Raw genomic sequence first — 24,864 nt, 5'->3', positions numbered from 1 at the left:
GATCACACCGCCCAGCAGCCGCAGCCCATCGCGCCCCAGAAGGATCGCGCATCGGCGGTTGGAGCCTCGGCCCCCAGGGCGGCGGCGTGGTTGTGGCCGTGGACGTTGCAGCTGTTGACGCAGCCGCACGCGCTGGCCAGGGCCCGGGCGTGACCACGGGAGCGCTCCTGGTAGCCGCCGAACGTCCGCACCGGCGACCAGGCGGGCATTGGCGGCGGCAGGGCCGGGGCTAGTTTGGAAAAGTCGCCTTCGCCATGGACGACCTTGCCGCCCAGCAGGGTCAGCACCGACGACAGGTGCGGAATCTCGTCTTCAGCCACGGTCAGGTAGTCGTCGCTGAGCACCGCCAGGTCGGCAAGCTGACCGACGACGATCTGGCCCTTCTTGCCCGCCTCGTTCGAGAACCAGGTGTTGGCGCTCGTCCAGAGACGCAGGGCTTCCTCGCGGTCGACGCGGTTGGCCGGCGGGTAGAGGCGCGTCCCGCCCACCGTCTTGCCGGTCACCAGCCAGTTCAGCGAGACCCAAGGGTTGTAGCTGGCGACGCGGGTGGCGTCGGTGCCGGCGCCCACCGGGACGCCTGACTTCAGCATCTTCCCGATCGGCGGCGTGGCCTCGGCGGCCTTGGCCCCGTAGCGCTCCATGAAGTACTCGCCTTGAAACGCCATGCGGTGCTGCACGGCGATACCGCCGCCGAGCGCAGCGATGCGGTCGATGTTGCGGTCGCTGATCGTCTCGGCATGGTCGAAGAACCAATGCAGACCGTCGAAGGGCATGTCGCGATTGACCTTCTCGTAGACGTCCAGGGCCCGAGTGATCGTCTCGTCATAGGTGGCGTGGAGCCGCCATGGCCAGCGGTTCTCGACCAAGTGACGGATTACCGGCTCCAGGTCGGTCTCCATGTTGGCCGGCATCTCGGGACGCTCGACGCGGAAATCCTCGAAATCGGCGGCGCTGTAGACTAGCATCTCGCCCGCGCCATTGTGGCGGTACTTGTCGTCGCCCTGGCCAGGCTTGATCTGCTTGGACCAGCTCTGGAAGTCCGACAGTTCCGCCTTCGGCTTCTGGGTGAACAGGTTGTAGCTGATGCGCAGGGTCAGCTGGTCGTCGTCGTGCAGCTTCTCGATGATCGCGTAGTCGTCGGGATAGTTCTGGAAGCCGCCGCCAGCGTCGATCACGCCGGTCACGCCCAAGCGGTTCAGCTCGCGCATGAAGTGACGCGTGGAATTCAGCTGATATTCGGGCGGCAACTTCGGACCCTTGGCCAGGGTGGCGTAGAGGATCGTCGCGTTCGGCTGGGCCAACAGCAGGCCGGTGGGCTCGCCAGAGGCGTCGCGCTGGATCTCGCCGCCCGGCGGGTTGGGCGTGTCCTTGGTATAGCCGACGGCGCGCAAGGCGGCGCGGTTGAGCAACGCGCGGTCGTAGAGGTGGAGGATGAACACCGGCGTCTCGGGCGCGGCGGCGTTGATCTCCTCAAGGGTCGGCAGGCGCTTTTCGGCGAACTGGTGCTCGGTGAACCCGCCGACCACGCGAACCCATTGCGGCGGCGGCGTGTTGGCGGCTTGCTTCTTCAGCATGGCCATGGCGTCGGCCAGGGTCGGCACGCCGTCCCAGCGAAGCTCCATGTTGTAGTTCAGCCCGCCCCGGATGATATGCATGTGGCTGTCGATCAGGCCGGGGATCACGCGCCGGCCTTTCAGGTCGATGATCGTCGGGTTCGGGCCGGCGGCGGCGCGGACCTCGCGCGCCTCGCCGACGGCGGCGAACTTGCCGTCGCGGATCAGGGCGGCGTCGGCGCGCGGATTGCCGCGATCGAGGGTCGTGAACTTGCCGTTGACGAGGATCAGGTCGGTCATGGGGCCGGGCCTCCGGGGATCAGCGAGAAGAGAACTTGGCAACAGGGCTGCGCCCATGGCCAGGGTTTGACGGCGATTGAGCGGGGTCATGGCTGGTCGTCCGGTGTCTGGTCGGCGCGCCCGGGCGCCTTCAGGTAGGCCACCGCCGGCGGCTTGGTCAGCAGCCGCTTGGCGATCGGAACCGCCTGCTCGCCCAGCAGTATGCCCAGCAGGCCTAGTAGGGCGATGGCCGGCGGGGCGGGCGAGCGGACACCAAGGAGGGAATAGATCACCCCCACCAGGAGGCCGACGCCGACGGACAACAGGTATGGTTTCATCACCGCGCTCCAGAGGAGAAGGGCGAGGCCCGGAGGCCTCGCCGGGGATGTCAGTGGCCTTCCGACGCGCCGAACATGGTCTTGGCGTAGGTGATGCCCAGGCCATAGGCGCCGCCGAACTGCTTGGCCACGCCCGTGGTCATTTCGTACGTCTCGCCGCGGGCCCAGTCGCGCTGCATTTCCAGCAGGTATTGCAGGGCGGTGATCGGTTGGGCCCCGGCCTGAACCATTCGGGTCACGGCGCGCTCATGCGCCTCGGTGGAGATGTCGCCGCTGGCATCGGTGATCACGAAGACTTCAAAGCCCTGGTCGATGGCCGAGAGCGCCGGGCCGACGATGCAGACGCCGGTCCACAGGCCGGCCAGCACGATGCGCGACTTGCTGATGGCGTTGACCTCGGCGATGACGGCCTCGTCCTCCCAGGTGTTCATCGAGGTCCGGTCCAGCAGCGCCTTGCCGGGGAAGGGGGCGGTGACCTCCGAGAACATCGGACCCGAGAAGCTCTTCTCGGCGACCGTGGTCAGGATCGTCGAGACGCCGAAGCCGGCGGCGGCGTTGGCGACCAGGGCCGCGTTCGTGCGCAGCAGGCTGGCGTCGATCGACTTGGTGGCGAAAGCCATCTGCGACTGGAAATCGATCATGATCAGGGTGTGGTCGGTGGGGGTGAGCAGGCGCGCGCCGGGGGCGGCCTTGGCTTTCAAGGTCATGATTTGGCTCCGTTCTTCTTGGATTTGGCGGGTCCGTTAGGCCCGCCGCGTTCGATCCGATGAAGAGACTTTCGCCGCTCTCGAAGCGCTTAGAAATGGAAATGATGGAAATTCATCGTTTCCAATTTCGTCGCTCACGAGGGGTGTGATGATGCGCCGCTGGATGCACCAACTTAGCTCTGCCTACGGCTTGAAAAGGCCAGCAAGCCGTGTCGGCTTCGGTAGTGGCCATGCCGTGCGGGAGCCCAATTAGGTGATCAGCTCGCTGTGTTTGAGCAGTTTGGCGTCGATCGGCGCGACCCGATCGTCCTCGCCGCGCAGCACGGCGACGGCTTCGAGCCCGGCGGGCCTAGGTGTTGGCCCCGCATGCGAAAGCAGGAGGCGAGAGCGCGAGGACCGGCGATGAAGTCACCACGGTCCTGATCATGTTCGCGTAGCCGGCCGGGCGTCGCCGCGAACGACCAGCGCGTCGCGGTCTTACCAGCTTGGCCGGACAGACCGCGACGCGCCGTTTTACCCGGATGGACCCGCGCCGCGCACTCCTGAAGCGTCTTCCACTACGCCGTTGGGCGAGGATCCACTATCGCCGCCTTACTGACCGAAGCGGAAGCGCATGCCCACGCCGTAGTAGCGACCTTCGTAGCGGACATCGACCGGGTAGGCCCGGTTGGGCGAGTAGTTGTTGTAGTTCTCGAAGGGCTTGGCCAACAGGTTCGTGACGTCGAAGCTGATGGTTAGCTGCTTGGAGAGGTCGTAGCTTAACGAGGCGTCCAGGCGGGAGATCGCCCGGACTCCAACGCCGGCGTACTGCGAGCCGTCAGCCGCCTGACGATAGTAGTTCACCCAGGGCGAGCGGCGATTGTAGGAGATCCGTCCGGTCACGCCGTTGCGCTCGTAGAACATCGCGGCGTTGTAAGTCCATTTGGACAGACCGGTGATGCGGACATATGGGGCGTCCCCACCGAGCGTCTTGGGGAACTGGTTCTTGCCGTCGATATAGGTGACGTTGCCTTGAACGCCGAAGCCCTTGAAGGCGTCGGGCAGGAAATCCAGGAAGGTCTGGGCGTTGATCTCGAAGCCCTTGATCTTGCCCGCGCCTGAGTTCTCTGGACGACTGATCTCGATCAGACCGTAGACAGGATCCTGGACGCGGCGGGTGTAGTTGCTCGTGAACCCGAAAAGGTCGCGATAGAAGCCCGCGACGGTGATGCTGCCCGTGCTCGAGAAATAGTATTCGGCGCTGACGTCGTAGTTGTTGGACGTCAGCGGGACGAGGTCCGGATTGCCGCCCGAACCGTAGGCGTTTGGCTGCGCGGGGGCGTTGGGATCGACCGGCTGTGTGGGGTCGCGAACAACCTGGCTGACGTTCAGGGCGGGGTTCAGGTTGCCGAAATCAACGCGCGTGCGGGTCTGGGTGTAGCCCAGACGCAGCTGCACCTTGTCGGCCGGATGGATCCGCAGGCTGACGTTCGGCAACACGTCGGTATAGTTCTGTTTCACCGTGCGTGGGATCAAGCTCGTGACGCCGTTGGCCGAGACGCGCGAGGTGCCGGAATACTCGCCCAGGGTTTGGACGACCCGGACGCCGACCACGCCGTCGAAGGCGATCGAGCCCAGGTCGAAGGCGTACTTGGCCTGAGCGTATTCCGCATAGCTCTGCTCGGTGGCGCTGAAGGCGCCGCCCTGATCCAGCGGCACTTCGGGGGAGCTGAAGGCCTTGAGCGTATCTTTGTAGCCCTGGTCGTTAGGATTGAGAGCGACCGACTGCTGAAGGGCCGCGACGGAGCGTTGCTGCAGGGCCGAGACGTTGGCCGCGATCCCCTCGCGGGTCGGCATCAGATATTGGGTGAAGCCCTGGGAGTCGCCGCGGAACGGATCCTCGATCATCTGCAGCGGACCCACGGGCAGGCTGGACAGCGCGATCTTCAGCGGCAGCACCCAGGCGTAACGGGAGCCCTGGATCAGCGAGGCGTCGCGGTCGGTGTAGCGCAGGCCGAACTTGATCTCGGGAATAAGCGACGAGCCGGTGTCGTACACCGCATCGCCCCGCCATTGAACGCCGCTGCCCTTGGCGATGTAGTGGCGCTCGTAGTAGCCGCGCCAATAGTAGTTGGCCGGATTGGCGGCGTCGAACCCCGTGATGTCGAAGGCCGCGCCGTCCTTCTCATTGAATTTCACGGTGACGGTCGGCGCCGTGGTGAAGGCGCTGTCCAGGCTCCAGTTGCGAGCCTCGTACTCGCTATCCTCGTAAGCCAGATCGGTGGACAGGGTGAGACGGTCGCCACGCCAGATCGCGCCGACCGCGCCTTGATAGGTGTCCGTCTGATCGGCTCCGGTCGAACGATAGGCCTGGGGCGCCACGCCGCCGGTCTTGGTGAAGCTGGCCGCCTGATCCGTGGTCCCTGGGACCAAGGTGACGTTGGTCAGGGTCGGATCCTTCTGGACCGTCGAATCCCAGTCGCGCAGATTGACGTCCAGATTGTCGGTCGCCTGGCGGCCGCGATATCCCTGATAGATGCCGTCGAAATAGACTTCGAGCTTGTCGTTCGGCTTCCACTGGATCGCGACGTTCCCCGAAGGGCGGAAGCGCTTGCCGCCGTCGTTGTACAGGCCGACCGAGTGCGGATAGCGGAAGCTATGACCCACTGAATCCGGCGAGACGATGGATAGGGAACTGACCGTGGAGATGTCCTGGTTGTTATAGCGGACGCCGTTGCGGTACTTCGACTCGGCATAGGTGGCGTTGGCCAGGACGCCGATCTCGCCGATCGACGTTTCCCAGCGGTCCGAGATCAGGATGTTGCCGTTGGGATCGCGCTTCTTGCTCTGGTCGTTGTAGGTCAGGCGTACGCCGCCGCCGATGAACCGGCCCTTGAAGTCGAGCGGGCGGCGGGTGCGGACATTGATTAGGCCGGCTAGGCCCGGCTCTACGATGTCGGCCGTCCCGGATTTGTAGACTTCGATGCCCGCCAGCGCTTGGGCCGGGAAGTCCTGCAACTGAACGCGGCGCAGCTCGGCGGTGAAGATCTCGCGGCCGTTATAGGTCGTGGCGACGTCCGGCAAGCCCCGGATGAGCACGCGGTTGGCCTCGTCGCTGTAGCGCTCGACCTGGATTCCGGCGACGCGCGCCAAGGTTTCCGCGGCGGTGTTGTCCGGAAGCTTTCCGATGTCTTCGGCGACGACCGCATCGAGGATGGCGTCAGAGTTGCGCTTGATGGTTTGGGCTGATCGCAGGCTTTGGCGAAGGCCGGTGACAACGACCTCGGTCACGGCGGCGGTGTCCGCCGCAGCGGTCGTCGTCTGCGCGGCGACGGGCATGGCCAGAAGCGCCATCGGCGCGACCGACAGCATGAAGGCAAGGCGTCTCATTTGTTCCCTCCTGCATTGAGCGCGCGATTGGATTCTTCGCGGCCTCATTTGTCTGACTAAATGTGCAGGGCCTTCTTTTGTGGTCAATCATATTAATGCGATTAGTGTCGGAATTTGTAATGCCGATTTTATAGGTGGAGCTTTTTTGAACGATCCTTCCTACGAGGCGGGTCGAGAACCGTCGCTGGTGGGTGGGAGTTGTAGCGAGAGGCAGGCGGTATGCGCCTTCGCATACGCGTGGTTCTGCGCGACGCGCCCTCTAAATTTTCGCAGAGAGTATACTCGGACAAAACTCATCCAAGTCGTCGGGCAAGGCCGCGCCGATATGGGGACTTGCCGTCCTCGACAATGGCTACGCCCCCCGAAGCCGACATAAGCGACCTCGCCTCCGCCGTGGTGTTGCGCGTGGGCGCTCCAAAAAGCAGTTCCTGGCGCGAGGCTGCCGAACCGTGAATCCGGCGCGGCCGCGAGCCCTGGCCGCTGCCGATCAATAGCCGTAGAAGGAGTGGGACGCAGCCGGGCCTATGACCGAGGTGGGAAAGTTGTCGATTTGATCAAGCAGTACGGCTGGTCCGACGCGCTCGCCAAGGCGTTCGAGCCACATGCGCGGGCTGGCCGCGTTCCGGGACGTATCATCGCGCAACACCGCGACGGCTATGAAGTCGCCACCGACGAGGGCGAACTGCGCGCCAAGTCTTCGGGCCGTCTTTTCCGCGAGGCGCGCGAAGACGACTATCCGGCCGTCGGCGACTGGGCGGCGCTGTCATTGAATGCGGCCGCCGGCGCCGCGACCATCCATGCCGTTCTACCGCGCCGCACCGCCTTGGTGCGTCGCGCCGCCGATAGCGTGCAGAGCTCGCAGGTGATCGCCGCCAATATTGATGTCGCCTTCGTGGTCACCTCGCTGAACGCGGACCTCAATCCGCGCCGGATCGAGCGTTACCTGGCCGCTGCGTGGCAGAGTGGCGCGCGCCCTGTGGTTGTGCTGACGAAGGCCGATCTCGTCGACGTCCCGCAGGCTCATGCCGACGCAATCGCAACCCTCGCGGCCGGCTGTCCGGTGCTGACGGTGTCGGCGCGTCAGGCGCAAGGGGTCGACGCCGTACTGGCTCAGGTGGCGCCCCGCGAAACATGCGTGCTGATTGGCTCATCGGGAGTCGGCAAATCCACGCTCGTCAACCTCCTGCTCGGCGAGGAACGAATGGCGACCCAGTCGATCCGTCAGGCCGACGATCAGGGGCGACACACCACCAGTCATCGTCAACTGCTGTTGCTGCCCGGCGGAGGACTCATCCTCGATACCCCCGGCATTCGCGAGGTGGGGCTGATCGACGCCGATGAAGGGCTTAGCGAGGCGTTTGACGATGTCGAACGGCTCACCGAGATCTGTAAGTTCAACGATTGTAGCCATGTCAGCGAGCCCGGCTGCGCGGTGCGGGAGGCCTTGGATAGCGGCGCGCTCGACCCCGCCCGCTGGGCGCACTTTCAGAAACTCGGCGCCGAACTGGCGGCGGTGGAGGCGAAAGTCGAGCGGGTGGCCAGGGAAGCAGAGCGTCGCCGATCGGCCGGTCTTCAGAAAGCCTATCGCGCCGCTAAGAAAGACGCCCGGGGCGGCGACTGATCACCCCGCGCCGTCGGGGACGAAGGTTTTTTCAGAATGTGCCCCTGGATCCGGACAAACCGGGCTAGGTGAGGGGCTTACCTCACGAGAGATGCCAATGACCGCGTTCACGATCGTCACGACCACTGCGACCCAAGGGAGCGATGCGGCTGAGGTGAGCACGCTGAGCGACGATTTCACGAACGAAAGCGAAGCGCTGGGGTATTCGCGTCGTATGGCCGACGAGATGGTGGGGATGGCTCATCAGCTGTCGCTCGACTTCGACTTCAGCACGGTCGGCCTGTACGAGGGTGACATGATTGATGAGGAGATCGAACCGACGCACGCGGCGTTTCTCGGCGCATGGGTTTTGGATGAAGACGGCGCGGCTTTTGTTGGAGCGGATGAATTTCGCGAAGATTCCGGCGCGGCCTAGCGAGCTGGCGCCGGCCGACCGCGCGCCGTGATGACCGTCACGTTCGCGGCTGCATCAGCCGGTCTTCGTTGAGCTTGGGCGGTCGCCTAGGGCAGCAGCGGCGCCTCCCTGGCGCCAAGATGCGCGGCCGCGGCGGCGACGCAGCCGGCGAGGCGCGATCGCTCCTTTGCGAAATCAGCGAGCTGCGCATGCTTTCGAACGCGATATCCGGCGTTCCTGAGGCGGCTGATCAAGGTCTGAATTTCCTCATGGGACGGCGTGCGGTCTAGCGGAGTAAGGCCGATGACCGCGCCAAGGGTCTCCGCCAATTGCGTTCCTTCCTGCCGAAAGAGCGCCGCCGGACCGCGCCATTCGGGAACGTCAAGCAGGAATTCGATGACCAGCGTCAAATCCAACATCGCGCCCAGCGCCGCCGGCCAGCCGCTTTGCGTGCCCGATGAACGAAAATAGATCAGAGTGGGGTGCGACGCATGGCTCTGCAGCACCTTGGCGCACCAGTCTCTTCCGTCACGCAGAATCCGAGGGATGTCTCCCCGCGCGTCCAATTTTGCGTAGCGCTCCAAGAGGCCGATGGCCGAGGGCGGCTCGCCGGCCGAGGTTTTCAACTTGAAGATGCCCGCGTCGCGCTCGGCGATACTGTTCTGGACCCCAAGGAGATAGGTGACGGCGAGGGTCATGACGGCCACGCCGCAAAAGCCGGCGCTCATGATCACCCATCGCGCCGCTCCCATGGCGTCGATTTCGCTCAAGCCTATCGTGACCAGCGCGCTACCGGCGACATAGATCGCTTGAGGCAAGCTGGGGACAGCTGGTCTGAACGCATCGGCGAGCGCGTACGTCATGGCGCCGAAGCCTAACGTTAGCAAAAGCATCCAGATAACGAAGGAAGAGACCAGGGTGAAAGGCGCGAACGTCGTCGAGACACCGCCCGCACTGGCGCGACGTCGCCAGAGAGGCAAGGTGGCGAAGACAATCCTTCGCGCGATCTTGAGCGTCGCGCGGCCCTGACCTGGGACGACGACAGTGTCGAAAACGTCGCGCAAGGTGATCAGGACAAGCGCGGCGCCCGCCGTGAAGAAGACCGGTTCGATGATCATCGGTCGATAACGGTCCAGGACGAAACAGGTTGTGGCGGATGACGCTCGGTCGTCACCGATGGCGATCGACACGCGTATCCCAACCCGCGCGTTGTCCTCGCGGCGGTCGACAGTCGTGAGCCCCGCGGAGAAATTCACCGTTCGCATCCTGGGCGCCTGTGGACGTTCGCAGCGGACTGTGGCGCCATGTCGCAACTTCACGAGGCAATCGGCCAATGGCCTGTAAAGCCTGGCGCCCGCAAGCTGCCGCGATGACGTCGCCCGCCTACAGACCTTATTCGCAGCAGGCGTTCGAGAAGTACTATGCTCGAACCTATTCGGGTCACGTATCCATGCGGATCGGCAGCATCGCCTTGGTGGCGATGGTCCTGCTCTTTCTGAAGGCGATCGCCCTTTGGGTGGTGCTGGGCTGGGTCGCCGCGTATGTGTCGTCCGAAGTCGCGACCATGGCCTGGTGGCGCCGGATCGGGCCGCGCCTGGCCGCCGCGACACAAGAACAGTTCCGAGTCTTCCAAAAACAGCTGATCGCCATCACGATGCTGCTGACGTCGACGGCGGCCGGACCGCTTGTCCTTGCGCAGCCGACGACGAGCACGGCCGTTGTGACTCTAGTGATCGTTAGCGCTGGGATCCTGATGACCTGCGCCGCCCAGCACACGCTGACACGCGGCATGATCCTGTGGACTGCCCCGGTCCCGGCCGCCGCTCTTCTCTTCAGCATGACACGCCTGCAATCGGGGGGAGATGCCTGGATCTTGGCGGTGCTGGGCGTTTGCTTCGCGATTAACGCCCGCGACCTGCAGGTCGCCAACGCCGAGTCTTACGACGAGGTGATTCAGGACCAGATAAGCGCCGAGGAGGCCAATCAGGCCAAAAGCGCCTTCCTGGCCATGGTCTCCCACGAGATCCGTACGCCACTCAACGGGATCCTTGGCATGGCCCAGGCCATGGCGCGCGAGCCGATGTCCAGCGACCAGCATGAACGCCTGCGGGTGCTGCAGCAGTCGGGCGCGACCTTGCTGACGCTGCTCAACGACATGCTCGACATGGCCAAGATCGAAGCTGGCAAGATCCAGCTCGAAAGCCTGGACTTCGATCCCGAGGCGCTGGGCCGCGACGCGTGCGACGCGTTCGGGGCCATCGCGGAGGAAAAAGGGTTGGATCTTTCTTTCGAAGCGCGGGGCCCGCGCAGCTTTTATCGGGGAGATCCCACGCGGGTGCGGCAGATCCTCTACAACCTGATTGGCAATGCCGTGAAGTTCACCGATCAGGGGCGTATCGAGGTGCGGCTGACGTCCGAAGCGGCGGGGTTTGCTTTCGTCGTCGAAGACACCGGGGTGGGTTTCTCCAACGCGGCCTGGGCCAGTCTTTTCGAGAAATTCAGCCAGGGTGACGCCAGCACAACCCGACGCTTTGGCGGTAGCGGCCTTGGCCTGCCGATTTCACGCGACTTGGCGAGATCGATGGGCGGCGACATCACGGGTGAGAGCCGCTTGGGCGCCGGATCTAGGTTCCGCGTCGCCTTGCCCTTGGCGCGCGCTGACCTTCCGGTCACCGCCCGTTCGACGGCGCCAGCGGTCGAACCTCCGATCACCGTCCATGGTGAACGCCTGGCGATTCTAGTTGCCGAGGACAATCCAACCAATCAGCTCGTCCTGCGCAGCTTGCTCGCTGGCGCGGGGTTTGACCTGGAGGTGGTCGAGGACGGTCGCCTGGCGGTGGAGGCCTGGCGGCGGCGCGCTTTCGACCTGATCCTGATGGATATAAATATGCCGCTGATGGACGGGGTAAGCGCCACGCGCGCGATCCGGGCCGAGGAGCGCACGGAAGCGCGCGCTCGAACGCCGATCATTGCTCTGACCGCCAACGCTATGGATCACCAAAGGCGCGACTATCTCGCCATGGGTCTGGACGCCCATGTCAGCAAGCCGATCGACGTAGCGCTTCTCTTCGCCGCCATCACCGACGTCCTGGCGTCCGTGCCGATCGACCACGCTGTCGCCGGTTGAGCCGTCTGCCACCCGCTATCGCATCCCGGCCCCTGGAGAGACGGGCCGGGATGACGAGTTCTAAACGGCGACCGTGTCCAAGGCTGAAGGCTTTGCGGCGCCGGAATGCGAGCCTTCGCGGATCCTGAACCACAGGGCGTAGAGCGCGGGCAGGAACACCAGGGTCAGTACGGTGCCGCCGATCGTGCCGCCGATCAGAGTGAAGGCCAAGGACGACCAGAACACCGAGAAGGTCAGCGGCACGAAGGCCAACACCGCGGCAAGGGCGGTCAGGATCACCGGCCGGGCGCGCTGCACGGTGGCCTCGACCACGGCGCGATAGGGATCCAGGCCGTCATGCTCGTTGGTGTGGATCTGGCCGATCAGGATCAGGCCATTGCGCATGATGATCCCCGCCAGACCGATCAGCCCCAGGATGGCGTTGAAGCCGAACGGTTGATGGAAGATCAGCAGGGTAGGGACCACCCCAACCAGGGCCAGCGGCGCGGTCAGCAGCACCATCCACATCGCCGATAGCGACCGCACCTGAAAGATGATCACGATCATCATCAGGATGAACATCAGCGGGAATACCGCCGCCAGGGCCGCATTGGCCTTGCCGGCTTCCTCGATGTCCGCGCCCATCTCGATCCGGTAGCCGGCGGGCAAGGTCTGGATGGTCGGCTTCAGCGCTTGCATCATTTGGGCCGAGACGGCGGGCGGCTGAAACTCAGCCCCGACGTCGCCGCGTACCGTGATCGTCGGCAGGCGGTCGCGGCGGCGCAGGATCGGATCCTCCATACGGATCTCGGCCTTGCCGATATGGTCGAGCGGCACGCGCTGGCCTTCCGACCCGACCAGGGTGAAGGCGTTCAGGCGCGCCGGATCCAGCCGGTCGCCGCCGCTGGTGCGGGCGATCACCTGGACGGTGCGGATGTCCTCGCGCACCTGGGTGACGGGAGCGCCGGTCAGCAGGAACTGCAGCTGCTCCGAGGCGTCGTGGCTGGAGAGGCCCATGGCCCGCAGACGGTCCTGGTTAAGCACGAAGTGAATGGTCGGGACGCGCTCGCCCCAGTCGGTGTTGACCTGGCGCATGGCGCTGTTGGCCTGCATCACGCCGCGCACCTGTTCGGCGATGTCACGCACCTTGGCCGGATCGGCGCCCGTGACACGGAAGGACACGGGCCAGGGCGAGGGCGGTCCGAAGACGATCTGGGTGGCGCGGATGCGCGCCCCGGCGACCGATCCTTGCTGGGCGAACCGTCGGACCCGCGTCTCGAGGGCGTCGCGGGCCTTCTGGTTCGAGGTCAGCACGACGATCTTGGCAAACGACGGATCGGGCAGCTCGGGCGACATGGCTAGGAAGAAGCGCGGCGCCCCCTGGCCGATATAGCTTGTGACGATCTTGGCCTCCGGCTGCTTGCGCAACCACGCCTCGACCTGTTGCGCCGCGTTGCTGGTCGTCTCGATGCTCGAGCCTTCGGGCGTCTGCACCTCGATCAGCACCTCGGGGCGATCGGAGATCGGGAAGAACTGCTGCTTGACCATCCCCATCATCAGGACGGACACCACCAGCGCCGCCGCGACGCTCAACACCACCTTCAGGCGGTTGGCCACCGCCCAGGCGATCAATCCCCGGAGGCGACGATAGCGGGGCGTGTCGTAGATGGCCGCGTGACCGCCCTCGACGGGCGGGATGTTCGGCAGCAGCTTGACGCCCAGATAGGGTGTGAAGATCACCGCCACGAACCACGATGCGATCAGGGCGAAGGCCACGACCCAGAAGATGTTGCCGGCATATTCGCCCGCGCTCGACTTCGCGAAGCCCACCGGCATTAGGCCGATGATCGTCACCAGGGTGCCGGCCAGCATCGGCGCGGCGGTGTGACCCCAGGCATAGGTGGACGCGGCGATCCGGTCGCGGCCCTCTTCCATCTTCACCACGATGGTCTCGATGATGATGATGGCGTCGTCGACCAGCAGGCCCAGAGACAGGATCAGCGCGCCCAGGGTGATGCGGTCGAAGTCGCGGCCGGTGGCCAGCATGATCACGAACACCACCGCCAGAGTCAGGGGCACGGCCAGGGCGACGACGATGCCGACGCGGAAGCCCAGGCTGACCAAGCTGACGGCGATCACCACGGCCAAGGCCACGAAGAACTTCAGCATGAACTCGTCATAGGCCTCGGTGATGTTGACCGCCTGGTCGCTGACCTTGGTGAAAGTCAGGCCCAGGGGCAGTTCCGACGCGAGCGCCTTGGCTTCCTTGTCGAGATCCTTGCCCAGTTGCAGCCCGTTGTAGCGCTCCTTCATCACCACCCCGAGCTCCAGGGCGGGCTCGCCGTCGTTGCGGATCAGGAAGGTCGCCGGGTCCTCGTAACCCCGCTTGACGTCGGCGATGTCGGACAGCTGCAAGGTCTTGCCGCCGACCACGATGGGCGTGGTCTTGATCTTTTCGAGATCGTCCAGCGCTCCGTCCAGGCGCACCTGGATCTGCGGCCCGTTCGTCTCGATCGACCCCGCCGGAGTGACCAGGTTGCGGTTGTTCAGGGCGGCGAAGATGTCGCGCGGGCTGACGCCCAGGTTCGACAGGCGCGCCTGCGAGAATTCCACGAAGATGCGCTCGGGGCGCTCGCCGATGATGTTGACCTTCTTGACGCCCGGCACGTGCAGCAGGCGCTGGCGCAAGGTCTCGGCCTCGCGCACCAGCTGGCGGTGCGGCTCGCCCTTGGCCTTCAGCGCATAGAGCGCGAAGGTCACATCGCCATACTCGTCGTTGACGAACGGACCCAGCACGCCCTGAGGCAGGTTGGCTGCCTCGTCGCCCAACTTCTTGCGCGCCTGATAGAACTGTTCCGGAACCTCCTTGGGCGGGATGGGGTCCTTCAGGGTCAGGGTGGTGAAGGCCAGGCCCGGACGCGTGAAGGTCTCGGTGCGGTCGTACCACTTCAGTTCCTGCAACCGCTTCTCCAGCGGCTCGGCGACCTGATCCTGCATCTCCTGGGCCGTGGCGCCCGGCCAGGCGGTGACCACGGTCATCACCTTGATGGTGAAGCTGGGGTCCTCGGCCCGGCCCAGTTTGAAGAAGGCGAAGGTCCCGGCCAGGATCACGGCCATGATCAGGAACAGGGTGACGCCGCGCTCACGCACCGCCAGGGCGGAGAGATTGAAGCTCATTGGCCCGCTCCAAGGCTCACACGTTGCCCCTGGTGCAGCATGTGGGCGCCCAGGGCCACGAAGCGCTCGCCGGCGGCCAGGCCTTGCGAGACGGTGGCGGTTTCGTCGTCTACGGCGGTCAGGCGCACGGCGCGCCAGCTGACCGTCGAGGTCTTGGGATCGACGATCCAGACGCCCGGCCCCTTGCCCGCGTCGTAGACGGCGGCCAGCGGGATGGCGCGGCCGGCGGCCTTACTCGCGCCGGTTAGGGCGTCAGGCAGGGAAATGGTCACCGTCGCGCCCAGCGGGGCTCCGGCTAGGACGCCATCCAGCACATAACGGGCCTCGAAAGTACGGCTGGCGGGGTCGGCGGCGTCCGAGATCTGGCGCAGGCGGGCCGGGCTGGCGGCGTCTTTGCCGAATACCCAGGCGGTCGCGGCCGAGCCGACGGTGGGGCGCAAGGTCTCGGGCAGAGCGATCGTGGCCTCGCGCGGGCCGGCGTGGGCCAGGCGCACCACGGTCTGACCGGCGGCGACCACCTGGCCGGGCTCACCCAGCGTCTGGACCACCACGCCGTCCGCGTCGGCGATCAGCACGGCATAACCGGCGGCGTTGCGCGACACCCGCGCCTGCGCTTCGGCGGCTTGAAGCTGAGCCTTGGCGGCCAGGGCGGCGGCCTTGATCTGGTCGTAGGTCGAGCCCGACACCGCCCCGGCCGCGACGAGGTCGCGATAGCGGGCCTCGTCCGCCTCGGTCTGAACGGCGCGGGCCCTGGCGGCGGCGACGGCCTGATCCTGAGCGGCCTGGGCCAGGACATAGTCCGTGGCGTCGATGCGCATCAGGGGCTGGCCTCGGCGCACCGTCTGGCCGGTGTCGACCAGGCGCTCGACGATCTTGCCGGCGACGCGGAAGCCCAGTTGGCTTTCGACGCGGGCAGACACCACACCGGTGAACTGACGCTCGCCGTCGATGGCGGCCGGGGCGGTGGCGACACGCACCACCGGCGGCTGGGTTCGGGCGTCGACGGCGGCTTCCCGACCGCCGCAGGCGGCGAGCGGCGCGGTCAGGCCGCCAATGAGGGCGGCGAGGAGCAAGCGATGCGACATGGCGAAAAGGATCCTGCCTTGAGCGGAGATCCACACATCATGTCTAGTGACCAAATTGTCAATTGGTCACTATCGATTTTTGCGTCGTGACTACGGGGCGAGACTGCGCAGGATCAGGTTGATGACCCGCGTCTGGCTTTCGGGCAGGCCGTCCAGATTGAACTCCAGCAGCAGCGGATGCATGAACGGCTGCATGGCCAGCATGATCGCCGAGCAGGTCTCGTCGATCGGCGTCTTGCGCTCGAACTCGCCGGTCTCGCGGCCCAGCAGGATGATCTCGCGCAAGGTCGTCTCGACCCTGGCCAGATAGCCCAGCGCCGAGGGCCACTGTTCGGTCGCCGAGTTCGCGGCTAGGTCGTAGAGCAGTTTTTCCTGGAACAGGAGTTCGGTGCTTTTCGTGGTTATGGCGCTGAAAAGCCTTCGAAACTTCTCGGTCGGCGTGCGCGCTTCGTCCACCGCGGCCAGGGCCGCCACCATGATCTTGTCCAGGCACTGGGCGCAGATGGCCTCGCCGATCGCCTGCTTGGACTCGAAGAACTTGTAGATGTAGGCCTTCGAGAAGCCGACCGCCTTGGCCAGGTCGGCGACCGTGGTCTTGCCGTAACCGAAGCGCGCGAAGTGGGCGTCAGCCGCGTCGATGATCTGCTGGCGAATGGCGTGGTCGGCCGGGCCGCGTTGGCCGGCGGCGGGATCCGGATGGGAGATGTCCGTGGTCATGCCTAATAGGTAACATCGCGCCCCGCAATTGACAACGAGTGACCAAATTAGCATATGGTCACGATAATTCACGAGGAGGTCGCGATGCGATCGGTTTCGAGCTTGGCTCTGCTGGCCCTGGCCGGCGTCACGATCACCGGCTGCGCCGTGGGCCCCGAGTACAAACCGCCGTCGTCCCCGGTCGCCGGGGCGTTCATCGGCGCGGAGGCCGTGGCGCGGCGCGCGGCGCCGCCCGCATCCGCTGATCAGGCGGCTTGGTGGAGGGGCTTCAATGATCCCGTCCTCGATGGCCTGGTCGATCGCGCCCTGGCCCAGAACCTGGACCTGGCCCAAGCCACGGCGCGGGTGACGCAGGCGCGGGCGGGCCTGTCGGCCGCCACCGCCGCCTTGCTGCCATCAGGCGGCGCGCAGGCCAGCGCGGCGAAGTCCCATCTCTCGACGCAGACGCCCACGGGCCGGCTGGCCTCGGCCGCGCCCGGCTTCGACCGCGACGGTTCGCTCTACGACGCCGATCTGACCGGCGGCTGGGAAATAGATGTCTTCGGCGGCCTGCGGCGTGATCGCGAAGCGGCCGTCGCCGACTATCAGGCCGCACGAGTCGGCGTCGCCGCCGCCCGCCTGTCGATCGCCGCCCAGACGGCCGACACCTATCTGATGATCCGCGGCCTGCAGGCGCGCCTGGCCATCGCCCGCGATCAGATCGGGACGCAAACCCGGCTGGTCGAGACGGTGCGCCTGCAACAGAGCCGGCAGGTCGCTTCCGAACTGCAGCTACATCAGGCCGAGGGCGCTCTGGCGCAGACCCGCGCCCAGCTCCCGGCGCTAGAGGAGGGGCTCGAGGCCGCGATGAACGCGCTGGATGTGTTGCTGGCCGTGCAACCGGGTACGACACGCGCCGAGCTTGCGATCACGACGCCGGTGCCGCGCGCTCCGGCCATCACCGAGGCGGTCGGTCCGGCCGACCTGATCCGCCGTCGCCCGGACCTGGCGGTGGCCGAGTGGCGACTGAAGGCGTCGAATGCCGCGATCGGCTCGGCGATCTCCGAATACTATCCCAAGTTTTCGCTGACGGGTCTGGTCGGCGCGGCCTCGACGGCCAGCGGCGACCTTTTTCAAAGCTCGGCCAATCAGGCCCAGGGCGTACTGGGCCTGCGCTGGCGGCTGTTCGACTTCGGCCGCGTCGACGCCCAGGTCAAGGCGGCCAGGGGGCGCAACGCCGAGGTCCTGGCCGCCTACCAACAGTCGGTGCTGCGAGCGACGGCCGATGTCGAAGACGCCTTCTCCAGCCTGATCAAGCGCGAGGATCAGGCGCGGATCCTGGTCGACGGCGAGCGGTCTCTGACCAAGGCCCGCGCCGCCTCGGAGGTGGCCTACAAGGCCGGCGCGATCAGCCTGATAGAGGTGCTGGACGCCGATGGCCGCTTGCTCATGGCGCGCGACGCCCGCGCTCAAGCCGACACCGACGCCGCGCGCGCCGCCGTAAGGTCCTTCCTGGCCTTGGGTGGCGGCTGGCATAAGGAAGCGGCGGGCTGAAGCGAATTGGCGTCGGCGCGGAGCGCACTTTCTAGCGCGGGCGGGGTGGAACCGTGGCGAAAGGAGATCACGGTGGGCGTTTTGGCGGGGCTGAAGCGGAACCTCGACTGGTTTCCGCGCTACCAGCAGCCACCGACGCGAGTCTTGTGGGGGCCGCAGGACGCTACATGCCTGAAGCGTCGGCGCGGGCCTATCTCCGTGACCTTCCCGATGCCGAGTTGCATCTTCTCGACGGCGGTCACTAGCTGCTCGAAGTCCAACTCGAGCAGGTCGTCGGCCATGTGAGAGCGTTCCTGGAGAGAACGCCTGGCGCCCGCCCGCCAGTCTAAGCGCGGGCCTTCCTTGACGGCGGTAGATGGCGCATTCCGTCTGCCGATTGGGTCAACGGCTCACCCTCCCGGAGTGCGCCGCAAGCGCCGCCTAGTCCAAGGGGCGGCCGAATTGATTGGCGAGGGTTGGTGGGTTCAGGCGATCGGCCGACCGCCGCGCGACCGCTTTGGCCTCTTCGCTGTCGGAGATCGTCACGAACAGCGTAACGCCGTCGAGCGCCTGAGCCCGCTCGGTCCGCAGATAGGCGAGCTTCTCCGGTGTGATGGCGAGACAGGCTTCGCTGGCCGCGCCGACGAGATCTGCAAGGGCGTTTCTCCTGAGAGGCGCCCCGCGCGAAAGCGCTTAAGCATCTCCATGCAATCGACGAGGCACGCCTTGGCGCCGTTATCTCCAATCACCGCAGCGCTTTGCTAGGCGTGGAGGTGATCACTCGCCAAGCCGGCCTCTCCGTTTCGCGGCAAACCAATATTCCGCGGATCACCTGCTCGCGCGGGCGCCGTGGCCGCATTGTTGATAGGGTGATCGACCGAAACTCCGGCCGAAGCTCAACCGAAGCGGCGCAAGAAACGGCCGGCAAGATCGGCCGCATTGTTACGCGCGGCCGAAACGTTCTCGATCCCCTCGGCGGCGTCGCTGTCCGTCACCGTCACAAAGGCCGTGACATCCGCGAGCTGCTCGCCCAGCGTTTCCTTAACCGCCGCCAGGGCAGTGGTCATCGCCTCAATCAGGTTGTCGAAGTAGCTGTCGAAGTCCGATTTGTCCTGTTGCGCGAGCAGTGCGTTCACCCGTGAAAAGGCAGCCCTGTCCCAGCCTTCCACCACCCATTCGGCGGGCGCCCAACGGTAGTAGATCTCATCCTCGGCTTCGGCGGCTAAATGCGCCTGGTAGCCCTCTTCAGTGTTGGCGGCCATCGAGACGTTAGCGCCGTCGTTTGACGTAAATAGAGCCAGCGCATATACGCGCTCGTCGTCATGCTTAGATAAGAGATTTATTACCGACAACAGAGACGCTTCTCGAAGGTTTGTGGAAATGCCCTTCCAATTCACCAACTCCTCCCTCGAGGCGAGAGATGCTTCCAGGCCGGCGCGTTGCAAACGCCGCTTAGTTCAGGGGCTGGCCGAATTGACCGGCGAGCGTTGGTGGGTTCAGGCGATCGGCTGACCGCCGCTCGACCGCTTTGGCCTCTTCGCTGTCGGAGATCGTCACGAACAGCGTAACGCCGTCGAGCGCCTGCGCCCGCTCGGCCCGGAGATAGGCGAGCGCATCGATCATCGCGTCGATGAGGCGGTCAAAATAGGCGCTGAAATCCTCATTTCCATCGAGGCTCGCCGCAGTGAGGTCGCTATTGACGTCCGCGAAATGGTCGTCGCCAAAAAACTCGTATCGCCACTCGGCGGGGGCCCAGCGTAGATAGGCCGAGTATTGCGGGGTCATTTCCTCAACTTCGGCCTCGGAGGCGCGTTTTTCGGCGTACCCCTCCTCGGTATTGGCGCAGAACCCAACGCTCATGCCGTCATCCGCCGTCTGAAGGCAGATCGCATAGAGGCGTTGGCCTTCGAGTAACGGCGTCAGCGCGTCAACCGCCGCGATCGTCGCCGTGCGAAGCTTCTCTACTCTCGCGTCCCAGTCCACGCGCGCTTCCTTTCGATTACGGCCAGCCGAACACGTCCTGGCCAATCTGCTGCAACTCGGTCTTCATAGCCTTTGTTGCGTCGGCCTTGGGGAGATTTTGCGCCGCAATGCGGGAGTCTGCCGCCTCCAATCGGGAGGCCACCGTGCGTGCGTTGGCGACGCTGTGCCCCCGGTTTGGCGCCCACATGAGAGCGTCAGGGTCGTTGACCCCGTCGATGCCATATTTCGACAAGACGCCGCGGCTGCGGGCGAGCGCCGATTGCATCGCAGGATTTTCGGCGAATTCGCCCTTGTAGACGATGTGGTGCGCGTGCGGGCGAGGCATGCCTTCGGGAGGCGATGTCCCGGTCTTTTTGGCGAACCACTGGCCCCAATTGCATTCCGCTAGGCCGAGCGGGTCCATCCATCGCACCGGATCGTGCACATAGGCGTGGGTTCTACGTCCGCCGGCCACCCCGATCGGGTCGGGCGACAGGTACTGCCCCGTCTCCGGATCATAGTAGCGGTTGAGATTGTAGTGCAGACCGCTCTCGGCGTCCTCCCATTGGCCCGGGAAACGCAGCGCGCACGACGTCTGGTCCGCCCCGTCCTCGACCTCGCCTTGCCGTTCGCGCAGCACGTCCCGTGCGGTGCGCGTGCGGCCCCATAGCTCGGCCTCGGCGCGCCAGCGGCACGCGCCCTCCGCGTTGAACAGTGCGCTGGGCGCGCCGATCTGATCGGCGACGATCGGCAGCAGCTCCGACTCGCCGCGCGCGGGCGCCCCGTCGTCCCCAGCGCGGACGAGTTCCTTGGCGAGCGGACGCACGCCGTCCGGCTCGAAGTGCCAGCGTTCGATGTGGAGCGGGTTGGAGCCGGGAGCTCCCGCGCCACCGTCTCCGCCTCGACGCCACGCCTCGGCGATGGCCTGACCCTGCCACACATAGTCCACCCGACGGTTGGGCTCGTCGAGCAGCGCCTTGCCCACCCGGCGCCCGAACGCGTCGTAGGTGTAGCGCCAGCGCGCGCCGTCGGGCGTCTCCAGCCCCACCAGCCGGTCGAATCCGTTCCAGAGGTAACGCCAGCGCCGCGGGCGGAAACCGTTTTGCGTGAGCACACGCTCGGTCATGCGCCCGCGCGCGTCGTAGCGGAACCGGTTGGGGCCAGCTTCGACGACACAGTCGCGCCAATAGCGATGTTCACCCGCCAAGCCTTCGGCGACATTCATCAGCGCGTCGTAGCGATAGGTCTCGCGGCCGCCGCCGCGCTCCACCGCCACGGCCTGATCGCGCGGGTCGTAGTGATAGCGCGTCACACCCTGCGCGCCCGCCGCCGCGCCGGTCTCGGCGGCGCTCGCCAGGCGGCCGACACGATCCCATTCATAACGCCGAGTCAGGGCGTCGGGCTCCTGCCGCCCGGCCGCGAAGACGGCGACGCCGCCCGCTCGCTGCTCCGCCAGCCGCCCGCCCAGATCGTAGCGCTGGCGAAGCTGGAACGCGGTGGGCGTGCCGATCGCCGACAGCTCCCGCAACGTCTCTAGCCCGCTCGCATCGTGGGCGAAGCGCAGGGCATGGCCGTTGCTCTCGTAGCGCGTCAGCAGACCGGCCTCGTCGAACGCCAGCGCCGTCTCGCCGCTGGGGCTGGAGCGCCCCACGCATCGGCCCGCCTCGTCATAGCGGTAGGCGACGGCGATCCCGTTCTGCTCTTCGCGAACAAGCCGGCCCTTATCGTCGTACTCGAGCGAGACATCGGCGATCCGCCGCGGCGCGCCGTCGGCCAGCACCCAGGTGCTGGCGCCGACCAGCCTGTCCTGATCGTCATAGCGATACGAGATCGCGTCCTCGCCCGCGGTCACCCGCACGATGCGGTCGCGTGGGTCCCATTCGAAATGCTGTTCGGCGCCGTCCGGCATCCGCTTGCTCAGGACGCGACCGAGGAGGTCGCGGTGATAGAGCGTCTCGCGACCCGCCCAGTCGATCTGGGCGGAGAGCCGCCCGGCCGGATCGTATCGGAATCGCCATTGCTGCCCGACCGCGTCGGTGATCGTTGCCAAGCGGCCCGCGCCGTCATAGGCGAACTGCGTCGTGGCGCCGAGCGGGTCGATGATCTGACGCAGCGTGTCGAACGCGCCATGGACAAAGCGGGTCGTTTGCCCGTCGGCGCGGACGCGAGCCTTGATCAGCCCTTCGCCGTCGTAGGCGAAGCGCATCTCCCCGGCGTCCGGCGTGTGCGCGTGACTGACCGAGCCGCGTGGGTTCTCGGGGGAGGGCTGATACGCCCAGCTGCTGGTTCGTCCGGCGGGGTCGGTGAGCGCCAAAAGACGCCCCATCCGATCCCACGCGTAGCGCGAGACCCGGTCGCCGGGATCGCGGCGGGCGAGGGGACGGCCGGCCGCGTCATTTTCCCATTCCGTGGCGCCAAATCCAGCGACCTGCTCGCGGACCAGCACGCCGCGCTCGTCATACTCCGCGGAGCCCGAGGCGCCGTCCGCTTCCTTCCAGCCGACGATGTTGCCGCGCGCATCACGGGTCCAGCTGGTCACGCCGTCCGGGCCCTCGAACTCGACGAGCGCGCCCCAGCTGTCATAGGCCCAACGGGCGCTGCGTCCGGCCCAATCGGTCTGACTGATCAGGCGCCCGTCGCCGTCATAGGCGAAACGTGTCTCGCGGCCGGCCGGGTCGATCCGGCGCTGCAACCGCTCGAGCGAGTCCCATTCGCTGATCGTGCGCGCGCCGAGCGGATCCTCCTCCTCGACGACCAGGCCGTTGGCGTCATAGCGGAAGCTGGAGACCGCTCCGGTGGCGTCGACATAGCGCGAGCGTCGCTCCTCCGGGAAGTAGAGGAAGCGATCGTTGAACATCCCCTCGCCGGTGTGCGTGCCGACGACTCGACCCACCGAATCGTAGGCGATTTCCACCTCGGTCAGGCCGCTGTCACGCCACCCGTTCAGCCAGCCTTCGGGCGTGTAGCGATAGTGGAATTCGCCAGTGAACGCGCCCAAGACATGCAGCAAGCGCCCATCGGCATCGTAGTCGTAGCGCACCAGCGGCTCGCGCTCGCCTTCCATCCACAGCGCGCTTAGCCATCCCTCCGGCGTCGTTTGCACGCGGAACATCGCGCCGTCCGCATGCTGGATCTTAGCCAGACGCCCCTTGGCGTCGCGATGAAACAGGATGCGGTTGCCGTTACGATCCTCGATCCCTCCCAGTTCAAGGACCGCCGGGTCGCCAACAGGCGCGAAGAGCAGGAACTGCTGGGTGCGACTGTCGAACAGGCGAAGCTGGTCGCGCGTGCCGGTCAGCCGATAATAGGGCGCCTTGAGGTGACGGGCGTCGATCTGGAGCCCGCTTCCGATCGCGAACAACAGTCGCTGGCCGCCCGCGTCCTCGAGCAACGCTGTGCCAGCCTTTTGGTCGAGCAGCACCCGTTGCGACCAATTGCAGATCCAACGCGGGCCGAGCACGCCCTCAACCCGCATGCGTCCGGGGTAGGTCCGCTCCAATCGCAAGGGCAGGGCGCCGGGATAATGGAAGTCGACCCGATGGTCGGCGTAGTCGCCCGTGACGATATCGACCGGCTCGCCGAACAGCCGCCGCAAACTACCGTCGAGCAGTCCACCCTGGCGCACGGCCGACCGCATGCCCACGACTTCGGCCACCGAGAGCAGCAGCTGCTCCGCGATCGACAGCTCGGCGTCGGGGGTGCCGTAGCTGCCGGTCGTATCGTCGCCGAGTACGGTATTGCAGCCTTCCTGGACGACCGCATCGCACGACAGCTTGTGGCCGATGCGCGCCATCGGCAGGCCGTTGATGAAGATGGTCTTGCTGCCCTCGATGATCAGCGAGGGCGCCGACGGATGCTTGGTGCAGGCGGCTATGTCGGTGACGCGCGCCGCGGGCTTGCCTTCGAAGAACACATTGAAGGAACCGCTGGCGATCGGGCCGGACAGGGTGGCCATCTTAGCGCCCGCCCCGGCGATAGCGGCGGTGACGAACCCACCCGCCGCGCCGGCGCCGAACGCGACCGCCGCCCCCACGAGCGGCGCCGCCATGCCCGCTGTACCGATGATCGCGGCGGCGCTCACCGCGACGAGCGCTCCGACGACGATACCGGCGGCTATGCCAGCGAGCAGGCCGGCAAAGGCGTTGCTATGCGCGATTTGGTGCGTGAGGTGCGCGGCCTGCTTCCCGGGGCCCGCGAGGCGTTTGGCGCCAAATTGTTGCGCGACCCAGAACGCCCCTTCGTCCGCATGAACCTGTTCGGCGATCCACGCTCCCGCCATGGCTCCCGCGATCGGCGCGGCGACCCGGCCGCCAAAGCATTTCAGCGCGGTCAATCCGCCCGAGCTGTAGGCCGAATAGGCCCCCGCGGCCACAATGCCGGCGGAGGCGACGTGTCCCGTCGTCGCGATCGCCGAAACCGTGCCCGCGTTGCTCTTGGCCGCGGTGCGCTCGCTAAGCTCGCGCAGCTTGTCGTGGGCTATAGGGGTCGCGTCGGTCACGGCGCGAAGGTGAAGGACGTGATCGCTGAGATTAGCGCGTTGCGAGTTTCCTCATCGCGCCCGCCCGGGATCGAACCGGTGAAGGTGAGTATGGCGTTGGCCTCGTGCAGCACCAGCGCCATCACCTGATGGATGGGCTTGCCGTCGCTGCGCCAACCGAGCTCCATGAGCTGCGCCTCGCGACCGTCGACCTGACCGGCCGTGTCGGCGAAAATCTCGCATCCGACGAGCTGCGACATGAAATTCTGGCGCATCTGAGCGACATAATCGCGGAAGGTCATGCCAAGGGGGAGGCGATCCCGCGCGATGACCAGATTGGCGCCATGCACCTTGGCGTCCATGGGCAAAAGCACGTTGACGCTTTGATCCTGCCACTCGGAGGCCAGTGTTAGCGATCCCTCGGCGATCCGATACACTTTTTGCGTCCTATTGGTGCGGTATAGGGTCTCTATACCCTGGGACGCCAAGATGGCCTACCCCCATTCGGGAGCGCAATGACTGACTAGAAAGATCTCGTCGCTCACGATCGATATTCGCGCTTCGAGG

17 protein-coding genes are annotated in these 24,864 nt (G+C 66.0%); 4 read left to right on the top strand and 13 right to left on the bottom strand.

The window, feature by feature from the left end; translation table 11 throughout:
- Positions 1–2 precede the first annotated feature (2 nt).
- The 4 genes from ABIC66_RS19560 to ABIC66_RS19545 form a co-directional block, all read right to left on the bottom strand.
- The gene (locus tag ABIC66_RS19560; protein WP_354072320.1) at positions 3–1,853 is read right to left on the bottom strand and encodes an amidohydrolase; all 1,851 of its coding nucleotides are present in this window, start codon (positions 1,851–1,853) and stop codon (positions 3–5) included.
- 86 nt (positions 1,854–1,939) lie between these two features.
- On the bottom strand, positions 1,940–2,170 hold the full coding sequence (locus ABIC66_RS19555) for a DUF1427 family protein (protein WP_354072318.1): 231 nt from the start codon (positions 2,168–2,170) through the stop codon (positions 1,940–1,942).
- A gap of 50 nt (positions 2,171–2,220) precedes the next feature.
- Entirely contained in the window at positions 2,221–2,877 is a 657-nt protein-coding gene (locus ABIC66_RS19550; RefSeq protein WP_354072317.1) for an isochorismatase family protein, read from the bottom strand.
- 591 nt (positions 2,878–3,468) lie between these two features.
- Positions 3,469–6,246 carry a TonB-dependent receptor gene (locus ABIC66_RS19545; RefSeq protein WP_354072315.1) on the bottom strand — a complete coding sequence of 926 codons (2,778 nt, stop codon included), beginning with the start codon at positions 6,244–6,246 and terminating at the stop codon, positions 3,469–3,471.
- A 550-nt stretch (positions 6,247–6,796) separates the two neighbouring features.
- On the opposite strand from ABIC66_RS19545, the gene rsgA reads away from it, so the two are divergent.
- Both rsgA and ABIC66_RS19535 read left to right on the top strand, forming a co-directional pair.
- A complete protein-coding gene (rsgA, locus tag ABIC66_RS19540) occupies positions 6,797–7,867 on the top strand; it encodes a ribosome small subunit-dependent GTPase A (protein WP_354072313.1) in 1,071 nt (356 codons plus the stop codon).
- Positions 7,868–7,964: 97 nt separating this feature from the next.
- Positions 7,965–8,282, top strand: a complete 318-nt coding sequence (locus tag ABIC66_RS19535) for a hypothetical protein (RefSeq protein ID WP_354072311.1) — start codon at positions 7,965–7,967, stop codon at positions 8,280–8,282.
- An 86-nt stretch (positions 8,283–8,368) separates the two neighbouring features.
- On the opposite strand, the gene ABIC66_RS19530 is transcribed toward ABIC66_RS19535, so the two are convergent.
- Positions 8,369–9,517 (bottom strand): hypothetical protein, encoded by a 1,149-nt coding sequence (locus ABIC66_RS19530; protein WP_354072310.1) that lies wholly within the window; start codon positions 9,515–9,517, stop codon positions 8,369–8,371.
- Between the two features lie 77 nt (positions 9,518–9,594).
- Here ABIC66_RS19530 and ABIC66_RS19525 point away from each other — a divergent pair, with 77 nt between their 5' ends.
- Positions 9,595–11,388 (top strand): ATP-binding protein, encoded by a 1,794-nt coding sequence (locus ABIC66_RS19525; protein WP_354072308.1) that lies wholly within the window; start codon positions 9,595–9,597, stop codon positions 11,386–11,388.
- Positions 11,389–11,448: 60 nt separating this feature from the next.
- Here ABIC66_RS19525 and ABIC66_RS19520 read toward each other — a convergent pair whose 3' ends face one another.
- The 3 genes from ABIC66_RS19520 to ABIC66_RS19510 form a co-directional block, all read right to left on the bottom strand.
- Positions 11,449–14,544, bottom strand: a complete 3,096-nt coding sequence (locus ABIC66_RS19520; RefSeq protein ID WP_354072306.1) for an efflux RND transporter permease subunit — start codon at positions 14,542–14,544, stop codon at positions 11,449–11,451.
- The gene (locus ABIC66_RS19515) at positions 14,541–15,629 is read right to left on the bottom strand and encodes an efflux RND transporter periplasmic adaptor subunit (protein WP_354072305.1); all 1,089 of its coding nucleotides are present in this window, start codon (positions 15,627–15,629) and stop codon (positions 14,541–14,543) included. The genes ABIC66_RS19520 and ABIC66_RS19515 overlap by 4 nt, the downstream gene beginning before the upstream one ends.
- A gap of 90 nt (positions 15,630–15,719) precedes the next feature.
- Entirely contained in the window at positions 15,720–16,346 is a 627-nt protein-coding gene (locus ABIC66_RS19510) for a TetR/AcrR family transcriptional regulator (RefSeq protein ID WP_354072303.1), read from the bottom strand.
- 84 nt (positions 16,347–16,430) lie between these two features.
- Here ABIC66_RS19510 and ABIC66_RS19505 point away from each other — a divergent pair, with 84 nt between their 5' ends.
- A complete protein-coding gene (locus ABIC66_RS19505) occupies positions 16,431–17,879 on the top strand; it encodes an efflux transporter outer membrane subunit (RefSeq protein WP_354072301.1) in 1,449 nt (482 codons plus the stop codon).
- A gap of 119 nt (positions 17,880–17,998) precedes the next feature.
- Here the strand turns inward: ABIC66_RS19505 and ABIC66_RS19500 are convergent, their stop codons facing one another.
- The 5 genes from ABIC66_RS19500 to ABIC66_RS19480 form a co-directional block, all read right to left on the bottom strand.
- Positions 17,999–18,160 carry a hypothetical protein gene (locus tag ABIC66_RS19500; RefSeq protein ID WP_354072299.1) on the bottom strand — a complete coding sequence of 54 codons (162 nt, stop codon included), beginning with the start codon at positions 18,158–18,160 and terminating at the stop codon, positions 17,999–18,001.
- Between the two features lie 594 nt (positions 18,161–18,754).
- Positions 18,755–19,255 carry a DUF4303 domain-containing protein gene (locus tag ABIC66_RS19495; protein ID WP_354072298.1) on the bottom strand — a complete coding sequence of 167 codons (501 nt, stop codon included), beginning with the start codon at positions 19,253–19,255 and terminating at the stop codon, positions 18,755–18,757.
- A gap of 55 nt (positions 19,256–19,310) precedes the next feature.
- Positions 19,311–19,841 (bottom strand): DUF4303 domain-containing protein, encoded by a 531-nt coding sequence (locus ABIC66_RS19490; protein WP_354072296.1) that lies wholly within the window; start codon positions 19,839–19,841, stop codon positions 19,311–19,313.
- A 16-nt stretch (positions 19,842–19,857) separates the two neighbouring features.
- Complete coding sequence (locus ABIC66_RS19485) at positions 19,858–24,318, bottom strand: RHS repeat-associated core domain-containing protein (RefSeq protein ID WP_354072294.1); 4,461 nt, start codon at positions 24,316–24,318, stop codon at positions 19,858–19,860.
- Positions 24,315–24,734, bottom strand: coding sequence for a DUF1795 domain-containing protein (locus tag ABIC66_RS19480; RefSeq protein WP_354072293.1), 420 nt, complete (start codon positions 24,732–24,734; stop codon positions 24,315–24,317). The genes ABIC66_RS19485 and ABIC66_RS19480 overlap by 4 nt, the downstream gene beginning before the upstream one ends.
- Positions 24,735–24,864 lie beyond the last annotated feature (130 nt).

The organism is Caulobacter sp. 1776 (genome assembly GCF_040545685.1).
In the GTDB taxonomy this organism is placed as follows: domain Bacteria; phylum Pseudomonadota; class Alphaproteobacteria; order Caulobacterales; family Caulobacteraceae; genus Caulobacter.
The sequence above is the reverse complement of the archived record's forward strand: the minus strand, read 5'-3'. Positions and strand labels throughout refer to the sequence as shown.